General features: G+C 68.2%; 13 protein-coding genes and 9 pseudogenes. 10 read left to right on the top strand and 12 right to left on the bottom strand.

Annotated elements, in window-relative coordinates; all coding sequences use genetic code 11:
* Positions 1–385: 385 nt before the first annotated feature.
* The 4 genes and pseudogenes from K6K41_RS25135 to K6K41_RS25120 all read right to left on the bottom strand — a co-directional run bounded on the left by K6K41_RS25135 (position 386) and on the right by K6K41_RS25120 (position 4,298).
* The gene (locus K6K41_RS25135; protein ID WP_261402774.1) at positions 386–1,060 is read right to left on the bottom strand and encodes a hypothetical protein; all 675 of its coding nucleotides are present in this window, start codon (positions 1,058–1,060) and stop codon (positions 386–388) included.
* A gap of 220 nt (positions 1,061–1,280) precedes the next feature.
* Positions 1,281–2,624, bottom strand: a pseudogene (gene der / locus K6K41_RS25130) (ribosome biogenesis GTPase Der).
* Between the two features lie 387 nt (positions 2,625–3,011).
* The gene (locus K6K41_RS25125; RefSeq protein WP_261402773.1) at positions 3,012–3,626 is read right to left on the bottom strand and encodes a tetratricopeptide repeat protein; all 615 of its coding nucleotides are present in this window, start codon (positions 3,624–3,626) and stop codon (positions 3,012–3,014) included.
* Positions 3,627–3,728: 102 nt separating this feature from the next.
* Positions 3,729–4,298, bottom strand: a pseudogene (locus tag K6K41_RS25120) (NnrU family protein).
* 166 nt (positions 4,299–4,464) lie between these two features.
* On the opposite strand from K6K41_RS25120, the gene K6K41_RS25115 reads away from it, so the two are divergent.
* The 4 genes and pseudogenes from K6K41_RS25115 (at position 4,465) to queC (ending at position 6,827) form a co-directional block, all read left to right on the top strand.
* Positions 4,465–4,890, top strand: coding sequence for a L,D-transpeptidase (locus tag K6K41_RS25115; protein ID WP_261402772.1), 426 nt, complete (start codon positions 4,465–4,467; stop codon positions 4,888–4,890).
* Between the two features lie 211 nt (positions 4,891–5,101).
* Positions 5,102–5,733 (top strand): annotated as a pseudogene (gene queE, locus K6K41_RS25110) (7-carboxy-7-deazaguanine synthase).
* 9 nt (positions 5,734–5,742) lie between these two features.
* A pseudogene (locus K6K41_RS30840) lies at positions 5,743–6,119 on the top strand (6-pyruvoyl trahydropterin synthase family protein).
* Positions 6,110–6,827, top strand: a pseudogene (gene queC, locus K6K41_RS25100) (7-cyano-7-deazaguanine synthase QueC). The pseudogenes K6K41_RS30840 and queC overlap by 10 nt, the downstream one beginning before the upstream one ends.
* Before the next feature lie 6 nt (positions 6,828–6,833).
* Here queC and K6K41_RS29800 read toward each other — a convergent pair.
* Both K6K41_RS29800 and K6K41_RS29795 read right to left on the bottom strand, forming a co-directional pair.
* Positions 6,834–7,133 carry a Rossmann-fold NAD(P)-binding domain-containing protein gene (locus K6K41_RS29800; protein ID WP_315855086.1) on the bottom strand — a complete coding sequence of 100 codons (300 nt, stop codon included), beginning with the start codon at positions 7,131–7,133 and terminating at the stop codon, positions 6,834–6,836.
* Complete coding sequence (locus K6K41_RS29795; RefSeq protein WP_315855085.1) at positions 7,118–7,438, bottom strand: SDR family oxidoreductase; 321 nt, start codon at positions 7,436–7,438, stop codon at positions 7,118–7,120. Before K6K41_RS29795 ends, K6K41_RS29800 begins: the two co-directional genes overlap by 16 nt.
* A 327-nt stretch (positions 7,439–7,765) precedes the next feature.
* On the opposite strand from K6K41_RS29795, the pseudogene K6K41_RS25090 reads away from it, so the two are divergent.
* Positions 7,766–8,381 (top strand): annotated as a pseudogene (locus tag K6K41_RS25090) (TetR/AcrR family transcriptional regulator).
* Positions 8,378–8,844: pseudogene (locus K6K41_RS25085) on the top strand (YbaK/EbsC family protein). The pseudogenes K6K41_RS25090 and K6K41_RS25085 overlap by 4 nt, the downstream one beginning before the upstream one ends.
* A 6-nt stretch (positions 8,845–8,850) precedes the next feature.
* Here the strand turns inward: K6K41_RS25085 and K6K41_RS25080 are convergent.
* From K6K41_RS25080 to K6K41_RS25070, 3 genes and pseudogenes are all read right to left on the bottom strand, one after another.
* Positions 8,851–9,203, bottom strand: a pseudogene (locus K6K41_RS25080) (ArsC family reductase).
* A gap of 10 nt (positions 9,204–9,213) precedes the next feature.
* Positions 9,214–9,363 (bottom strand): lmo0937 family membrane protein, encoded by a 150-nt coding sequence (locus K6K41_RS25075; RefSeq protein WP_261402771.1) that lies wholly within the window; start codon positions 9,361–9,363, stop codon positions 9,214–9,216.
* Between the two features lie 78 nt (positions 9,364–9,441).
* On the bottom strand, positions 9,442–10,311 hold the full coding sequence (locus K6K41_RS25070; RefSeq protein ID WP_261402770.1) for an alpha/beta fold hydrolase: 870 nt from the start codon (positions 10,309–10,311) through the stop codon (positions 9,442–9,444).
* Positions 10,312–10,435: 124 nt separating this feature from the next.
* Between K6K41_RS25070 and K6K41_RS25065 the strand changes: the two genes are divergently transcribed.
* Positions 10,436–10,783: an ArsR/SmtB family transcription factor gene (locus K6K41_RS25065; RefSeq protein WP_261402769.1), complete on the top strand. Its 348-nt coding sequence runs from the start codon at positions 10,436–10,438 to the stop codon at positions 10,781–10,783.
* Positions 10,776–11,249, top strand: a complete 474-nt coding sequence (locus tag K6K41_RS25060; RefSeq protein WP_261402768.1) for an SRPBCC family protein — start codon at positions 10,776–10,778, stop codon at positions 11,247–11,249. Before K6K41_RS25065 ends, K6K41_RS25060 begins: the two co-directional genes overlap by 8 nt.
* A gap of 29 nt (positions 11,250–11,278) precedes the next feature.
* Here K6K41_RS25060 and K6K41_RS25055 read toward each other — a convergent pair whose 3' ends face one another.
* Positions 11,279–11,665: a YciI family protein gene (locus tag K6K41_RS25055; protein ID WP_261402767.1), complete on the bottom strand. Its 387-nt coding sequence runs from the start codon at positions 11,663–11,665 to the stop codon at positions 11,279–11,281.
* Between the two features lie 103 nt (positions 11,666–11,768).
* Positions 11,769–12,617, bottom strand: coding sequence for an oxidoreductase (locus tag K6K41_RS25050; protein ID WP_261402766.1), 849 nt, complete (start codon positions 12,615–12,617; stop codon positions 11,769–11,771).
* Between the two features lie 103 nt (positions 12,618–12,720).
* Here K6K41_RS25050 and K6K41_RS25045 point away from each other — a divergent pair, with 103 nt between their 5' ends.
* On the top strand, positions 12,721–13,305 hold the full coding sequence (locus K6K41_RS25045) for a TetR/AcrR family transcriptional regulator (RefSeq protein ID WP_261402765.1): 585 nt from the start codon (positions 12,721–12,723) through the stop codon (positions 13,303–13,305).
* Between the two features lie 24 nt (positions 13,306–13,329).
* On the top strand, positions 13,330–13,776 hold the full coding sequence (locus K6K41_RS25040) for a hypothetical protein (RefSeq protein WP_261402764.1): 447 nt from the start codon (positions 13,330–13,332) through the stop codon (positions 13,774–13,776).
* A 9-nt stretch (positions 13,777–13,785) separates the two neighbouring features.
* Here K6K41_RS25040 and K6K41_RS25035 read toward each other — a convergent pair.
* Positions 13,786–14,291: pseudogene (locus K6K41_RS25035) on the bottom strand (DUF1993 domain-containing protein).
* Positions 14,292–14,550: the final 259 nt, after the last annotated feature.

Here is a 14,550-nt window from a genome sequence, read left to right as displayed (position 1 = left end):
TCGCTCTTGCGCCCGAGCGCAGAAATGGTGGAGTCGAAGTCGAGAAACGCGCCCTTCTTATAGAGCCCGGGATTGAAGCACGCCGCGGAGTCCGCGGCCTGCGCCTGACCAACGGTCGCCGCTCCGATCGCGACGGCGCCCGCGACGATCGATCGTCAATGCCCTGCCATGACGTGCCCCCCCAGCGCGCGACGGAAGCCGCCCGCGCGAGCCGCCGGGCGACTGCTACCCAAGATAGCGTCGAGAGCTTCCGCCAGCGCGTGGCGGGCGGCAACAAGAGAAGACGCCGTCCCGCATGCGACGGCAAGAAAATCAGAAGGTGAGCGAGCGAATGTCACGTCGGCGCACAGAGCCGGCCCGTTGCCACGCGTTCACCAGCAGGGCGTCACTTCAGCTTGAAGGTCCACACTTTGGTGACCTCGAGCGCCTGATTGATCGAGAAGCCGGCCGAATAGGTCGCGGAGATCTTGCTGCGCAGCGTGAGGCCGCGATACGGGCCCTCGGCCGCGATCCAGTCGGTCCGGTTCGTGAGATAGGTTCCGACCGCGTTCTTCGCCGTCGCGCGGATCGACATCACGCAGGCCTTGTAGCGGCCGACCGCGAATTTCTTCTCTTCAAACCCGTTGAATGTGTACTTCTCGTTCGTCTTGGTGACCTCTTCACGCCCATCGCCGTAGACGTTGCGGTTCTGGAAGGTCTGCTTGAAGGATTTGCCTTTCTTCAGATTGATCGGAAGGCGCTGGGCGGGCTCGACGAACTGCGTCACGCCCTCGCTTTCGAGGCCGTAGGTCACCAGATAGTTCTTGGCTTTGGCCGCGTAGGTGCGGTTGACGCCTGCGGGCTTGCCCGCGTCGTCGAAGAACTTAGCCCTGGTCTCGACAGCCTCGTTCCCGTTGAACGTCTTCACGCCGCCAACTTCGATCGAGATGCGCCTCGGCGGCGTCGCGCCGTCGCCCGACACCTTCATGTCGTAGTCCATCCTGGACCCCTTTTTCAGGATCCCCTCGTCGAAGCAGACGTCGGAGCGCTCGGCGGCGGCCGCGCCTGCGGTCCCCGGCAAGAGGGCCGCTTCAAAAACCAGCGCCCCGACGGCTCCCGCGATGAGACACTTCGACGTCATCGACCTGAACGGACCTTTCACGGGACACGCTTCAGCTGTCGCAGGCCTCGCCCCCGACCGGCGCGACCGTGCGACTCTCCGCGGCTGCGCCTCGGATTTGGTCGCTCGATCATCGCTTGCCGAAGCGAGCCGGTCGACGGCCCGCCGCGTGCATGGCGCGTCAGCTTTTCGCGTAAGGGTTTTCTGCCGAGCGGAAGCTCAGACGGATGGGGGCGCCTGGAAGGTCGAAGGCTTCCCTCAGCCCGTTGATGAGGTAGCGCGTGTAGGAGGTCGGCAGTTCGCTCGTGCGCGTGCCGAACAGCACGAAGCTCGGCGGCCGCGCCTTCGCCTGGGTCATGTAGCGCAGCTTGATGCGCTTGCCCGAGACCGCGGGCGGCGGATGGCGCTGCAGCGTCTCCTCGAGCCAGCGATTGAGCGCGGCGGGGGATGCGGCGGTTCCAGACCTCGTGGGCCTTCACGACTGAGGCCACAGCTTGTCGACGCCTTCGCCGGTCTCGCCCGACAGCGGCGCGAGCTCCGCCCTTGATCTGCGGCAGCAGGCGGTCGAGCCGCTCGCGCGCATGCTCGAAGCCCACCTTGCGGTCGTCGATCAGATCCCATTTGTTGAGACCGATGACGAGCGCCCTGCCCTCGCGCTCGACGAGGTCTGCGATCGACAGATCCTGCTTCTCGAACGGCACGGTGGCGTCGAGGAGAAGCACCACCTCGGCGAACTTCATCGCCCGGATGGAGTCGGCGACCGACAGCTTTTCGAGCTTGTCGACCACCTTGGCCTTGCGGCGCATGCCGGCGGTGTCGACGAGGCGGACCTTGCGGCCCCGCCACTCCCAGTCGACCGAGACCGAGTCGCGGGTGATGCCGGCCTCGGGGCCGGTCAGCATGCGGTCGGAGCCGACGAGGCGGTTGACCAGCGTCGACTTGCCGGCGTTCGGCCGGCCGACGATCGCGATCCGGAGCGCGCGCGTCGTCGCCCTCGGCCTCCTCCTCGTCCTCGACGGGTTCGGGAAAAAACGGCTGGAGGGCGTCGTAAAGGTCGCCCAATCCCTCGCCATGCTCGGACGAGATCGGCAGCGGATCGCCGAGACCGAGCCGATAGGCGTCGTAGGCGCCGTCGAGGCCCTTTCGGCCCTCCGCCTTGTTGGCGAGCAAGATGATCGGGCGGGTGGAGCGCCTCACCACCTCGGCGAAGCGCTCGTCGTCGGCGGTCACGCCGGCGCGGCCGTCGATCATGAACAGCACGACGTCGGCCTCGGCGATCGCGGCCTCGGTCTGCTCGCGCATGCGGGCCTCGAGCGAGCCGCCGACGGCGTTCTCGAGGCCGGCGGTGTCGACGATGCGGAACACGAGGTCGCCGAGCCGCCCCTCGCCTTCGCGACGGTCGCGGGTGACGCCCGGCCGGTCGGTCGACCAGCGCCAGGCGTTTGCCCACGAGGCGGTTGAACAGCGTCGACTTGCCGACGTTCGGCCGGCCGACGATCGCGATCTGGACTTGTGGTTCGCTCACGGGCTCAAGGCCTCCCGGCGACGTCGCCGCCGGGGCCGAAATGGCCTCGGGCGATCGATCAGGCGAGGTTGGCGACGCCCGGCGCCGGCAGCGCCGAGAGCGGCTGCGGCACGGAGTCGGGCGGCGGCGGGGCGACGCGCGGGACAGGGCGGCGATCGCCTGCAGCGGCGTCTCCTTCTCGTTGAAGGGGTTCATGTTGGAAAGCGTGTCGCAGCCCGCAAGCGAGCCCACGACGGCGAGCGCAAGCGCGGCTCGGGCGCTGTGGCGAGGCGGCTGGTCACGGCTTGGCGAACTCCGGTCGATGCGGCGCGCAAGCGCCGAAACACTCAGTTGACGGCTTGGAAGCGTCCTTGCCGGCCGCTTCCGGCGCCGGCAGGACGGCGAGCATCAGGTCCGCGCTGGCGGCTCGCGCCGGGCGCCTCGGGATCGGCCACCACGGCCTCGAACTGTCGGCGGGCGTCGGCCCATGTCGCCGGCCTTGTAGGCCGCAAGGCCCATCGCCTCGCGGCGAGCGTCGACCAGGCGCCGTTGGTCGCGGCGAGCGGCTCGGCCAGCGCCTTGACGTCGTCGCGCGAGCCGGCGTCGACGGCCAAAGGCGCCGCGAACCCGCGCCGCGTCGCGCAGCTGGCCATCGGCCGCGGCGTCGTTCGCGATCGCCTGATAAAGCTTCAGCGCGCCGGCCTTGTCGTCCTTCGCGGCCTCGTCGGCCTCGCGGAGCTTGGCGATGGCGCTGTAGCCGGCGGGGCCATCGGCCGCGATCGCCGCGAAGGCGGCGCGCGCCTCGGCGGTCTTGCCGTCCTTGGCGAGGGCTGCGGCCGCCTCGTAGCGGTCGCCTGCGGTCTCAGCCTGCTGATTCTCGTAGTATTGCCAGCCGCGCCAGCCGCCGACGCCCGCCACGACGACGACCATCACCACGACGATCGCGGTTCCGTAGCGGTCCCAGAACGCCTTGAGGCGGTCGCGTCGGAGGTCTTCTTGGACCTCTTGGAAGATGTCGGCCATTGAACTCGGTCGTCAGAACAGCAGTCAAACCCCGGAGCCGGACGGTCCCGCGGCGCGCGGCACCATATCGACGCGGCCCCGGAGCCGCAATGCTCTGAGAGACTAGATCGCGAAGGCCGGCCTGCCGATCAACAGCGGGTGCAGGAACGTGCCGAACAGCAGGTAGATCGCCGTGCCGATGACGAGCGCGATGACGTCGTTTCTGCCACGAGGCCGGCCGCGGCGGCGCGCCCGTCGCCCGCTCCTGCCGCTTCAGCCCGATGCGCGCGACGACGCCCCAGGCCAGGAACGAGCCGAACAGCAGCATGCTGGCGAGATCGCCGTTGGCGATGAGATGGGCGGTCGCCCAGAGCTTCACCGCGGCGAGCATGGGATGCTTGGCCCGGGCGCGGATATGGCCCGGCAAGCGATAGGCCGCGAGCAGCACGAAGACCGGCCACATCAGCAGAATGACGACGTGCCGCGTCCAGGCCGGGGCGACCAGATCTCGATGTAAGGCGCAGCCTGCCAGCCGATGACGATCAGGACGAGACCCGCGAGCGAGACGAGCGAATAGGCGGCCTTGTAGCCGCCCTCCCCGAAGCGCGCGATCAACCCGGCGCGGACGCCGCGCGCGCGGGTTACGAGATGCGCGCCAAGAAACAGCGCCAGTCCGAGAATGAGGAGAGCCATGAGGCGGATCCGCTGCCTGGCCGATGTTGGAACGGCTCGAAACTAGCCGAGCGGCTCTCCCGACGCCATCGCCTGCGCTCACGAGACACGTGATTCGACACCTCGCCACATATGCGGCACAACTGTGGCGCGGCCGTGCGGGAGCGGACCGCATGGGGCTCCAGCAATGAAAAGCGTCGCGTTCGCATTGGCTTGCCTGCTCGGGCTCGCCCTGTCGCCGTCGCTCGCGCAGGCGAGCGTGGTGGCCAAGATCAGCCTGTCGGCCCAGCGCGCCGACATCATGGTCGACGGCTCGACGGCCTATTCCTGGCCGGTCTCGACCGCCCGCCGCGGCTACGTCACGCCGACCGGGATCTTCCGCCCGTACCGCACTGAAAAGATGTGGCATTCGCGGAAATACGACATGTCGCCGATGCCGCATTCGGTGTTCTTCCGCGGCGGCTACGCCATCCACGGCACCGGCTATGTGCGCTCGCTCGGACGGCCTGCGAGTCATGGCTGCGTGCGCCTCGCGCCGGGCAACGCCGCCACATTCTACAATCTCGTGAGGAAGCGCGGCATGCAGAACGCGCGGATCATCATCACGCAGTGACCAAACAGGCGAAGGCGACGACCCGACCGATCCCCTCTCGCCTTGCGGGAGAGGGTCGGGATGAACCTCCGCGTCATCCCCGAATGGCGCCGCCCGCTCTCTTCATCCGCCCGACGCTTCGCGCCGGACACCTTCTCCCATGAGCGGAGAAGGGAGAAGCGCCCTCCCTCCCGCTTGACCTTCGGGCCCGCCGGGGGTCTTTGGCCGCGCGATGGCGTATGCGGTCAAAGAACTCTTCAAGACGCTGCAGGGCGAAGGCGCGCAGACCGGGCGCGCGGCCGTTTTCTGCCGTTTCGCGGGCTGCAATCTGTGGTCGGGCCGCGAGCAGGATCGCGAGACCGCGGTCTGCCGCTTCTGCGACACGGACTTTGTCGGAACCGACGGTCCGGGCGGGGCAAAATTTACGACGGCCGACGATCTCGCGGCGGCGATCGAGCGGACCTGGGGCGGCGCGCCGGGCCGCGCCTACGTGGTCTTCACCGGCGGCGAGCCGCTGCTCCAGCTCGACGATGCGCTGATTAAGGCGGTCCACGCGAAAAACTTCGAGATCGCGATCGAGACCAACGGCACGCAGGAGCCGCCCGCGGGCGTCGACTGGATCTGCGTCAGCCCCAAGGCAGGAGCCGAGCTGAGGCTCGCTCGCGGCGACGAGATCAAGCTCGTCTATCCGCAGGACGGCCTGGCCCAGAAATCTTCGCGGGGCTCGACTTCCGGCACTTCTTCCTGCAGCCGATGGACGGCGCGGCGCGCGAGCAGAACACCGCCGCGGCCGCCGCCTATTGCCTCGACAATCCGCCCTGGCGGCTCAGCCTCCAGACCCACAAGCTCATCGGCCTGCCCTGATAGACGCCCGTGCATGAACTTTCCAAACAGTTCCGCTTCGAGGCGGCCCACACGCTCACCCGTTCGATCGACGTGGAGCCGAGCCGCCGCATCCACGGCCATTCCTATCGGGCCGAGGTGAGCTTGCGCGGCCGTCCCGATCCGGAAACCGGAATGCTGGTCGATCTCGGCCTGTTTTCCCGCGCGCTCGCGGAAGCGCGGGACGGGCTCGACCACCGCTTCCTCGACGAGGTCGCGGATCTCGGCCCCGCGACGCTGGAGAACCTCTCTGTCTGGATCTGGCGCAAGGTCGAGGGCGTCTGTCCGGGCTCCACAAGGTCACGGTCTATCGCGACAGCGAGGGCGACGCCTGCAGCTACTTCGGCCCGGGAGCGAAATCCGCGTGAGCGCGCAGGAAAGCGCCCTCGTTCTCTTTTCCGGCGGGCAGGACTCGACCACCTGCCTCGCCTGGGCGCTCGACCGCTTCTCCCGCGTCGAGACGCTTGGCTTCGACTACGGCCAGCGCCACCGGGTGGAGCTCGAGCGCCGGGAGACGCTCCGCGAGGGGCTCTGCGAACTGAAGCCCGAATGGCGCGACCGTCTGGGCGAGGACCACACGATCGACCTTTCGGTTCTGGGCGAGATCTCCGACACCGCGCTCACCCCGCGACGCCGAGATCGCGATGACGGAGGCCGGGCTGCCCAACACCTTCGTGCCCGGCCGCAACATCGTCTTTCTGACCTTCGCCGCCGCGCTCGCCTATCGCCGCGGCCTGACGCGCCTCGTCGGCGGCATGTGCGAGACCGACTATTCGGGCTATCCGGACTGCCGCGACGAAACCATCCAGACGCTGGCGAAGGCGCTCACCCTCGGCATGGACCGGGCGGTCGAGATCGACACGCCGCTGATGCGGATCGACAAGGCCGAGACCTGGGCGCTCGCCGAGCGACTTGGCGGCGGGCCGCTCGTCGAACTGATCGTCGAAGACACCCACACCTGCTATCTCGGCGACCGCGGCGAGCGCCACGCCTGGGGTTTTGGATGCGGCGAGTGTCCCGCTTGCGAGCTTCGCGCGCGCGGCTTCGAGCGCTACGCGGCGACGCGAGCGGGCTGAGCGGCCTCAGCCCCACCCGCTTTCCGCAGCCACACGCGCCGCATAGGTCCGGAAATCCGTCCCCTTGCGGCCGAGCGCCTGCTCGACGCCGTCGGCCGTCATGGCGTTGCGGCCGTCCAGAACCGTGCCGAACAGATAGACGACGAGGTCGATCATCTCGGCCGGCACGTCGTGGGCGCGCATCTCGGCCGCATAGGCGTCCAACGGAACCTCCACGTAATCGAGCGCCACGCCCCGCGCTTCGGCGATGGCGGCGGCCGCCTCGCGGAAGGTGAGCGCGCGCGGGCCCGTCAGCTCGTAGAGCATTCCCACGTGCCCCTTTCGGTCAGCGAAGCGAAGGCGACGTCTGCGATGTCGTCGCAATCGACGAAGGGTTCAGGAACCGCGCCCGCCGGCAGCACGAGCGCCCCGGCGGCGACGCCCTCGCCCATGAAGCTTTCGGAGAAATTCTGGGCGAACCAGCTGCAGCGCAGGATCGTCCAATCGGCCCCCGAGCCGATCAAAACCTGCTCCGCCGCCTGCGCCTCCTCCTCGCCGCGGCCCGAGAGCAGCACGATGCGGCGCACCCCCGCCGAAAGGGCCGCGTTCGTGAAGGCGCGGATCTTCTCCACCGCGCCGGGCGCGGCGAGGTCGGGATAGTAGGCGACATAAGCCGCCCGGTCCCCTCGAGCGCCGCCGCCCAGCCGGCCTCATGCTCCCAGTCGAAGCCCGGCGCCGCGCCGCGCGAGCCCTGCCGCACGGGCAGACCCGCCCGCTCCAACCGTTCGACCACGCGCCTGCCGGTCTTTCCCGTCGCGCCCACCACCAGCGTCGGCTTGGCCTCACGCGCCTTGAACTCGATCCCGGTCATCACCTTCTCCCTAATATGAGTATCTCTCATATTTTGAGAATGTGACGAGTACTCATATTATGTGTCAAGCAAAATGTGAGTAACCCTCATGTCTGATGTCGAAACCGGCCCGAGCCTGCGCCGCGCGCCCAGCCAGAAGCGGGCGCTGGAGCGCGTCGAAAAGCTGCTGGACGCCGCCAGAGGGCTGATTTCGGAGAAGGGCAGCGACGCCATGCGCATGGCGGAGGTCGCCGAGCGCGCAGGCGTTTCGATCGGCTCGCTCTACCAGTATTTTCCGGACAAGACGGCGATCATCCGCGTGCTGGCGGAGCGCATCAGCGCGGAGGGGCGCGCCTGCATCGCGGGAGCTTTCAGGCGTCTCGACCACGGACGAGCTGCGCGAGGCGTTCCGGCGGCTGGTCGAGATCTATTACGGCCTGTTCCTCGCCGAGCCCGTCATGCGCGACGTCTGGTCTGCGACGCAGGCCGACAAGGCGCTGCGCGCCTTCGAGCAAGAGAACAGCCGGGCTGACGGAGCGCTGGTCGCCGCAGCGATGGCGCGCGTGCGGCCAGACGCCGATCGCGAGGCGCTTGAACGCTCCGCCTTCCTCGTGATGCAGCTCGGGGAAGCGGCGATGCGGATCGCGATCTCGGTTCCGCGCGAGGAAGGCGACGCGCTGGTCGAGACCTATGTGCGCATGGCGTTGAAGGAGATCGCCCCTTGAGCCTCGACAGCGTCCGAGCCTTCCTCTCGAGCATGCGCCCGACCTCATGGTCGTCGAGCATGAAGTGAGCACCGCCACTGTGCCGGAAGCCGCGACGGCGCACGACTGCGCGCCGGGGCAGATCGCCAAAACGCTGTCGTTGCGGGTCGGAGATCGCGTCATGCTGTTCGTGACGCGGGGCGACGCGCGGCTCCACAATCGCAAGGCCAGGGAAGCGCTTGGCGGCAAGCCGCGGATGCTTGGCGTGGATGAGGTCGCGCAGCTGACGGGCCATCCGGTCGGCGGCGTGTCGCCCTTCGGGCTCGCAGCGCCGCTTCCGGTCTATTGCGACGTGTCGCTGAAGGATTTCGACGTCGTCATACCCGCAGCGGGCTCGCCGCGGAGCTCCGTGCGGGTCTCGCCGCACCGCATGGCGGAGCTGGTCGGCGCGGAATGGATCGACGTCTGCGATATTCCCGGCTGATCTCGGTCAGCCGAACGCCTTGGCGTAAAGGTCCGGCTTGAAGCCGACCATCAGTTTTTGCCGCCCGTCTCGAGCACCGGCCGCTTGATCATCGAGGGCTGGGCCTGCATCAGCGCAAGCGCCCTGCCCTCGTCGATCCCGGCCTTCTCGTCGTCGGGCAGCTTCTTGAAGGTGGTTCCGGCGCGGTTGAGCAGCGTCTCCCAGCCCACCTCGCCGGCCCAGCGCTTCAGCGTCGCGGCGTCGATCCCGGCGACCTTGTAGTCGTGGAAGGAATACGCGACGCCGTGCTCGTCGAGCCAGGCGCGCGCCTTCTTCATCGTGTCGCAGTTCTTGATGCCGTGGATCGTGACGCTCGCCATGAAGCCGGGTCTAGACGGCCGGCTGGCCTCTGACCAGACGCAAAATCACCACCGCGACGGCGACGATCAGCAGCAGATGGATGAGCCACGAGGCGACGTGGAACACCACGAAGCCGAGCGCCCAGGCGATGACGAGAAACAGTGCGATGGCCCAGAGCATGAGAACCTCCCAGTCATGGGCCGATACGCAATTGCGGCCCGTGCTCTCAAACGCGTGAACCGGAACGAACGTTCCGGCTCAGCCTCGGCCGGACGGGCGATTTGAAGCGGTGTGCGCGAGGATCTGCGCGGCGATCACGTCGAGGTCGTCGCCATGGAGCTCATGGCCCGCGTCCGGCAGGACATGAAGTCGGGCGCCCGGAATCCGCCGCCCGATCGCCTCTCCGTTGGCGAGCGGCAGCACCGGGTCATGGGCCCCGTGGATGACGAGCGTCGGCGCGGCGATCTCCCGGAGATCCCAATGGTCGAAGTCGCCGCCGACGGTCGCATGATTGAACGCCGACCTGAGATTTCGGGACCGCGCGAATTCGCGCGCGATGCGCTCGTCCGTGACGGCGCGGTCGACGCCGCGCGCCGGCGAGGAACTCAGTTCCGCGATGCGTCCCAGAAAGGCGCCGACGGCGCTTTCGTCCCTCCAGTCGACGTCGTCCAGCGTCGCGAAATGAGCAAGGAACGCCTCGCTCATCGACGGCCCGGGCGCATCTTCGCCGCCGAGCGGCTCGGCGGCGATCAATGTGAGGCTGGACACCCTGTCCGGATCGCGCAGCGCGACCAGCTGCGAAACGAAGGCGCCGAGCGACATCCCGACGAGATGCGCGCGCGTCAGCCCATAGGCGTCAAGGATGGCCAGGACGTCGTCTGCGAGATCCTCGACGGCGTAGGCCGCGGGTCCCGGCGGGTTCGTCGTGCTCGCGCCGGTGTCGCGGTGATCGAAGCGGATGACGCGGCGTCCCCCTTCGGCGAGCGCCTCGCAGAAGCGATCGGGCCACCACATCATCGACGCGGCGGCGCCCATGACGAGCAGGACCGGCGGGGCGTCCGGATCGCCGAAGGCCTGCGTGCACAGCTCCACGGGACCGTTTCGTGCGATCAGGACGGCGGCGGTCATTCAGCGTCTCCTGCGTGGGCGTCGACGGACGCCGGACATCCCACGAGGGATCCAGCGCGACAACCCGAGCCAAAACACTTAAGCGCACACTTGACTATCGACCCCGGCGCTGTAACTTAAGCTCGTGCTTAAGCATCAAGACGTCGACGCCCTGCTTCGCGCGCTGGCCGACCCGACGCGTCGGGCGATCGTCGAGCGATTGGGCCGCTCTCCCGCTCCGGCGGGCGAGCTCGCCAAGCCTTTCGACATGTCGCTCGCCGCGATCATGCAGCATCTGCAGGTGCTGGAGGCTTCAGGGGTCATTGCGAGCGAGAAGGTCGGACGCGTCCGCATCTGCCGGCTGGAGCCCGGCGGCATGGACGCGCTCGCCCTCTGGCTCGAAGAGCGTCGCCATCCGGCCGAGCGAAAGCTCGACCGGCTGGCCGCTTTCCTCACCGAAACCGACGCCACGGGAGACGACGGCGATGACTGACGCAAGCACAGAACTGAAGCCCGCGGTGCACAGCACCTTTCGGATCGAGCGCCTTTACAAGGCGGGCCCTGCGCGTGTGTTCCGCGCCTTCGCCGACACGGACGCCAAGCGCCGCTGGCTCGTCGAGGGCGAAGGGTTCGAGGTGTTCGAGCACGCGGCGGACTTCCGCATCGGGGGCCGAGAATTCTCCCGCTTCCGGTTCGGACAGTCGCCCGAGATCACCAACGAGACGATCTATCAGGACATCGTTCCCGACGCCCGCATCGTGTTCTGCTACCGCATGACGCTCGGCGGCGCGCCGATGTCGGCTTCGCTCACCACCATCGAGCTGACGGCCGCGGGCCAAAGCACCCTGCTCGTCCATACCGAGCAGGGCGCCTATCTCGATGGCTCCGACGACGGCGCCGGCCGCGAAGAAGGCACGCGCCTGCTCCTCGAGGCCCTGGCCAAAGAAGTCGAGGGCTGAGACGCCGAACGCGACGGCGACGCGGCCGCTCAAGACGCGTCGCCGTCGCCGATGAGATCGGAGAGTTCGTAGAACGGGCGGATCTCGATCTCGCTCGGGCCCGGCATCGGATTGGGGCAGCGCTTCACCCAGGCGACCGCCTCGTCCATGTCGGCGACGTTCCAGATCCAGAAGCCGGCGACCAGCTCCTTGGTCTCGGCGAACGGCCCGTCGATCACCATCCGGCCGGCGCCGTCGAAGGCGACGCGCTTTCCTTCCGAAGACGGCTTCAGGCCGTCGCCCGTCACCAGGACGCCGGCGGCCTCAAGCTCGTCGTTGAACCGGCCCATCGCCTCCATCATCGCCATGGTCTCGGGCGTCTGGAAGAAGCCCTTCTCGCTGTCGGCGGTCGCCTTCACCAGAACCATCACGCGCATCGTCCCGTCTCCATCTCCTGCATGGCGGCAAAAAACGCCGCCTGTCGTCGAGAAGACGAACCGGGAGCGCGGGATCCGACATCGGTCCATGGATTTTTCGCGATCAGGACGAATACGCGGTGGACCGCGAGACGCCGTCCCATGCGGCCATCTCTGCGCGGAGCTGCTCCAGCTTGCCCGCCACGAGCGCGAGAGCGTCTTCGCCGAGGAACAGCCGCGTCGGCGGGTTCTCGGCCTCCACCAGCCTGAGCAGCGCCTGCGCGGCCTTTTCCGGATCGCCCGGCTGATTTCCGCTCTTGGCCTGCCGCGCGGCGCGGAGCGGATCCATGACGGCGTCGTAGTCGGCGAGACTGCGCGGCGCGCGGTCCATCGAGCGGCCGGCCCAATCGGTGCGGAACTGGCCCGGAGCGAGCGCCGTAACGTGGATCCCGAAGCCCGCCACCTCCTTGCCGAGCGACTCGGAGACGCCTTCGAGGGCGAACTTGCTGCCGCAGTAGTAGGCGACGCCCGGAACGCCCACGAAACCGCCCATGGAGGTGACGTTGACGATGTGGCCGCGCCTGCGCGCGCGCATGCCGGGCAGCACGGCCTTGATCATCGCCACCGGCCCGAAGACGTTGGCGGCGAACTGGCGCTGGAGATCCTCGAGCGAGGATTCCTCCAGAGCGCCCTCCTGTCCGTAGCCGGCGTTGTTGACCAGCACGTCCACCGGTCCCGCGACGCGCTCGGCTTCCGAGACTTTTTCCGGAACGGCGGCGTAGTCCGTCACGTCGAGCTGAAGCGCGAACGCGCCGTCGGCCGCGCCGAACGCTTTGGCGTCCTCCGCGCGGCGCACCGTTCCGATGACGCGATGGCCCGCCGCGAGCGCGCCGGCCGCAAATGCGCGGCCGAGCCCGGAGCTGACCCCGGTGATGAGAAAGGTTTTGGAGCCTGCGGTCTGTCGTTCGGTCATGAGACTTCGCCTGGGTGATTGAAACCAACTTATATCATGATATAAAAAATGGATGTCAGACGACAACCCCCTCCGCCCGCCGAAGCTTCCGACGAGAGAACGCGTGCTGGACGCAGCCGAGCGGCTGCTGGCGCAAGGCGACGCGTCGTTTTCGATGCGGGAGCTGGCGCAGGAAGCCGGGGTGAGCTTCGCGACGCCGTTCAATCAGTTCGGGTCCAAGGGCGCGATCATGCTCGCGCTCTCGGAGCGCCGGATCGCAGCGATGCGGCTGCGGCTTTCAGAGACGGCGTCGCCTGACGCGGCCGCAGCGCGCGTCCTTGCGGCGGTCGAAATCGCGACGGCCGTGATGCTGGAGCGGCCGGCCGTGAACCGCGCCGTCATGGGCGCGATCGGCGCGCCCGCGGAGACGCCCGGCGACGTGTTCTCCCAGTCCGCTTTGCTGTGGAGGGAGGCGCTCGGGTCCGGCGAGGGCCTCGCCCCGGATATGCGCGCCACGGCGCTCAAGACCCTGCCGGTTCTGCTCGCCGTCGCGTTCCGCGGCGCGCTGTCGTTTTGGACCGTGGGCGAGACGTCGAACGACGCGCTGGAGCCGCGGGCTCGGGCCGCCGCCGCGGGCGCGCTGCTGGGCTTTGTGCACGAAGACGATCGCGCCAAGATGATCCTGCGGATCGAGGCCGACCTGATCTGAGCGCGCAAGGAGCGCGGCGCCCTGATGAGCCCATCGGTGAAGCGAGCGCTCAAGCTGACGGGAGCTCTCGCGGCCGGCTCCGCCGTTCTCTGGTTCGCCATGGAGCTGTGGGTGACCCGCTCGGCCACCATCCTCGTGGTCTCGAAACAGACGCACGGCTCCCCCGACCTTGTCTTGCGGGGCGTGGTCGACGCGGACGGCATGGCCTTCGGAGTCGGCATCGACACCATCGCGAACGAGGACCGCGACGCGCTCTGGGAGAAGCTGCGGCCGGGCTGCCGATACCGCGTCCGTTTCGTCGACCAGGGCCGCTATCCTTCCGGCCGAAGGCGGAAAATGAGCGGCTCCGTCATCGCCGCCGCGACGCCGCTCAACTGCCCCGGCCTGCCGAATGAGCCGGACCGGCCGGCCCTCTCCGGCGCCGAGCTTCTTGAGCGGCTGACGTCGCCGCAGACGTCTCCAGAGCGCTGAAGCGCGCGTTCAGTCGCGCCCGAGATAGTCGAGCTTGCCGATCGGGACGCCCTTGTGGCGGAGAATGTCGTAGGCGGTCGTGACGTGGAAGAAGAAGTTCGGCAGCAAGAAGCCGAGCGCGTAGTCGACGCCCCGGAAACGCCGCTCGCTCGACGGCGTCTTCAGCACGACCTCTGCGTCTTCCTTGCCTTCGAAGGCGGCGCGCGGCGCAGCTTCAAGGAAAGCGCGCGTCTTCGCGATGCGGGCGAAGAGATCGGCGAAGTCGGTTTCGGCGTCCTCGAACGGGACGTTCTCGACCCGCCGAGCCGAACCGCGGCGAACTTGGCGGTGTCGCTCGCCCGCTGGATCTGTCCGACGAGCGGATACATGTCCGGCGCGAGCCGAGCCTCCAGCAAGGCCGAGGGCGCAATCCCCTGCTCGCTTGCGAAGGCCTCGCCCTTCCCGAGCACCGCCTCGAGATTGCCCAAGCCCCGCAAAAGCACAGGGACAGTTATGTCGTAGAGCGATGTCGTCATGACCAAGTCTCCGGCGGCGCGTCCCAGTAGCAAGATAGAGAGCCTCGCTCGACCTCGCTCGCACGGGGCGGCTTGCGCCGGCGCCCGCACGTTTCAGCCACGCCGGACGTCCGGAAAGCCTGGGCGGATGGGCTCGATCGCTCGAGCTTTCATGCGACGCCCGTCGCGAGCTCCCGCATAGGTTGATTGAGGCGACATCTGGACACGTAACAGACCCAGGTATAGATACTTTGGTATGAGCCGCTTGTAGGTGGCTGTA

Origin of the sequence: Chenggangzhangella methanolivorans (assembly GCF_019797865.1) — a bacterium.
In the GTDB taxonomy this organism is placed as follows: Bacteria; Pseudomonadota; Alphaproteobacteria; order Rhizobiales; family Methylopilaceae; genus Methylopila; species Methylopila methanolivorans.
This window is presented reverse-complemented; position numbering and strand designations above follow the sequence as displayed.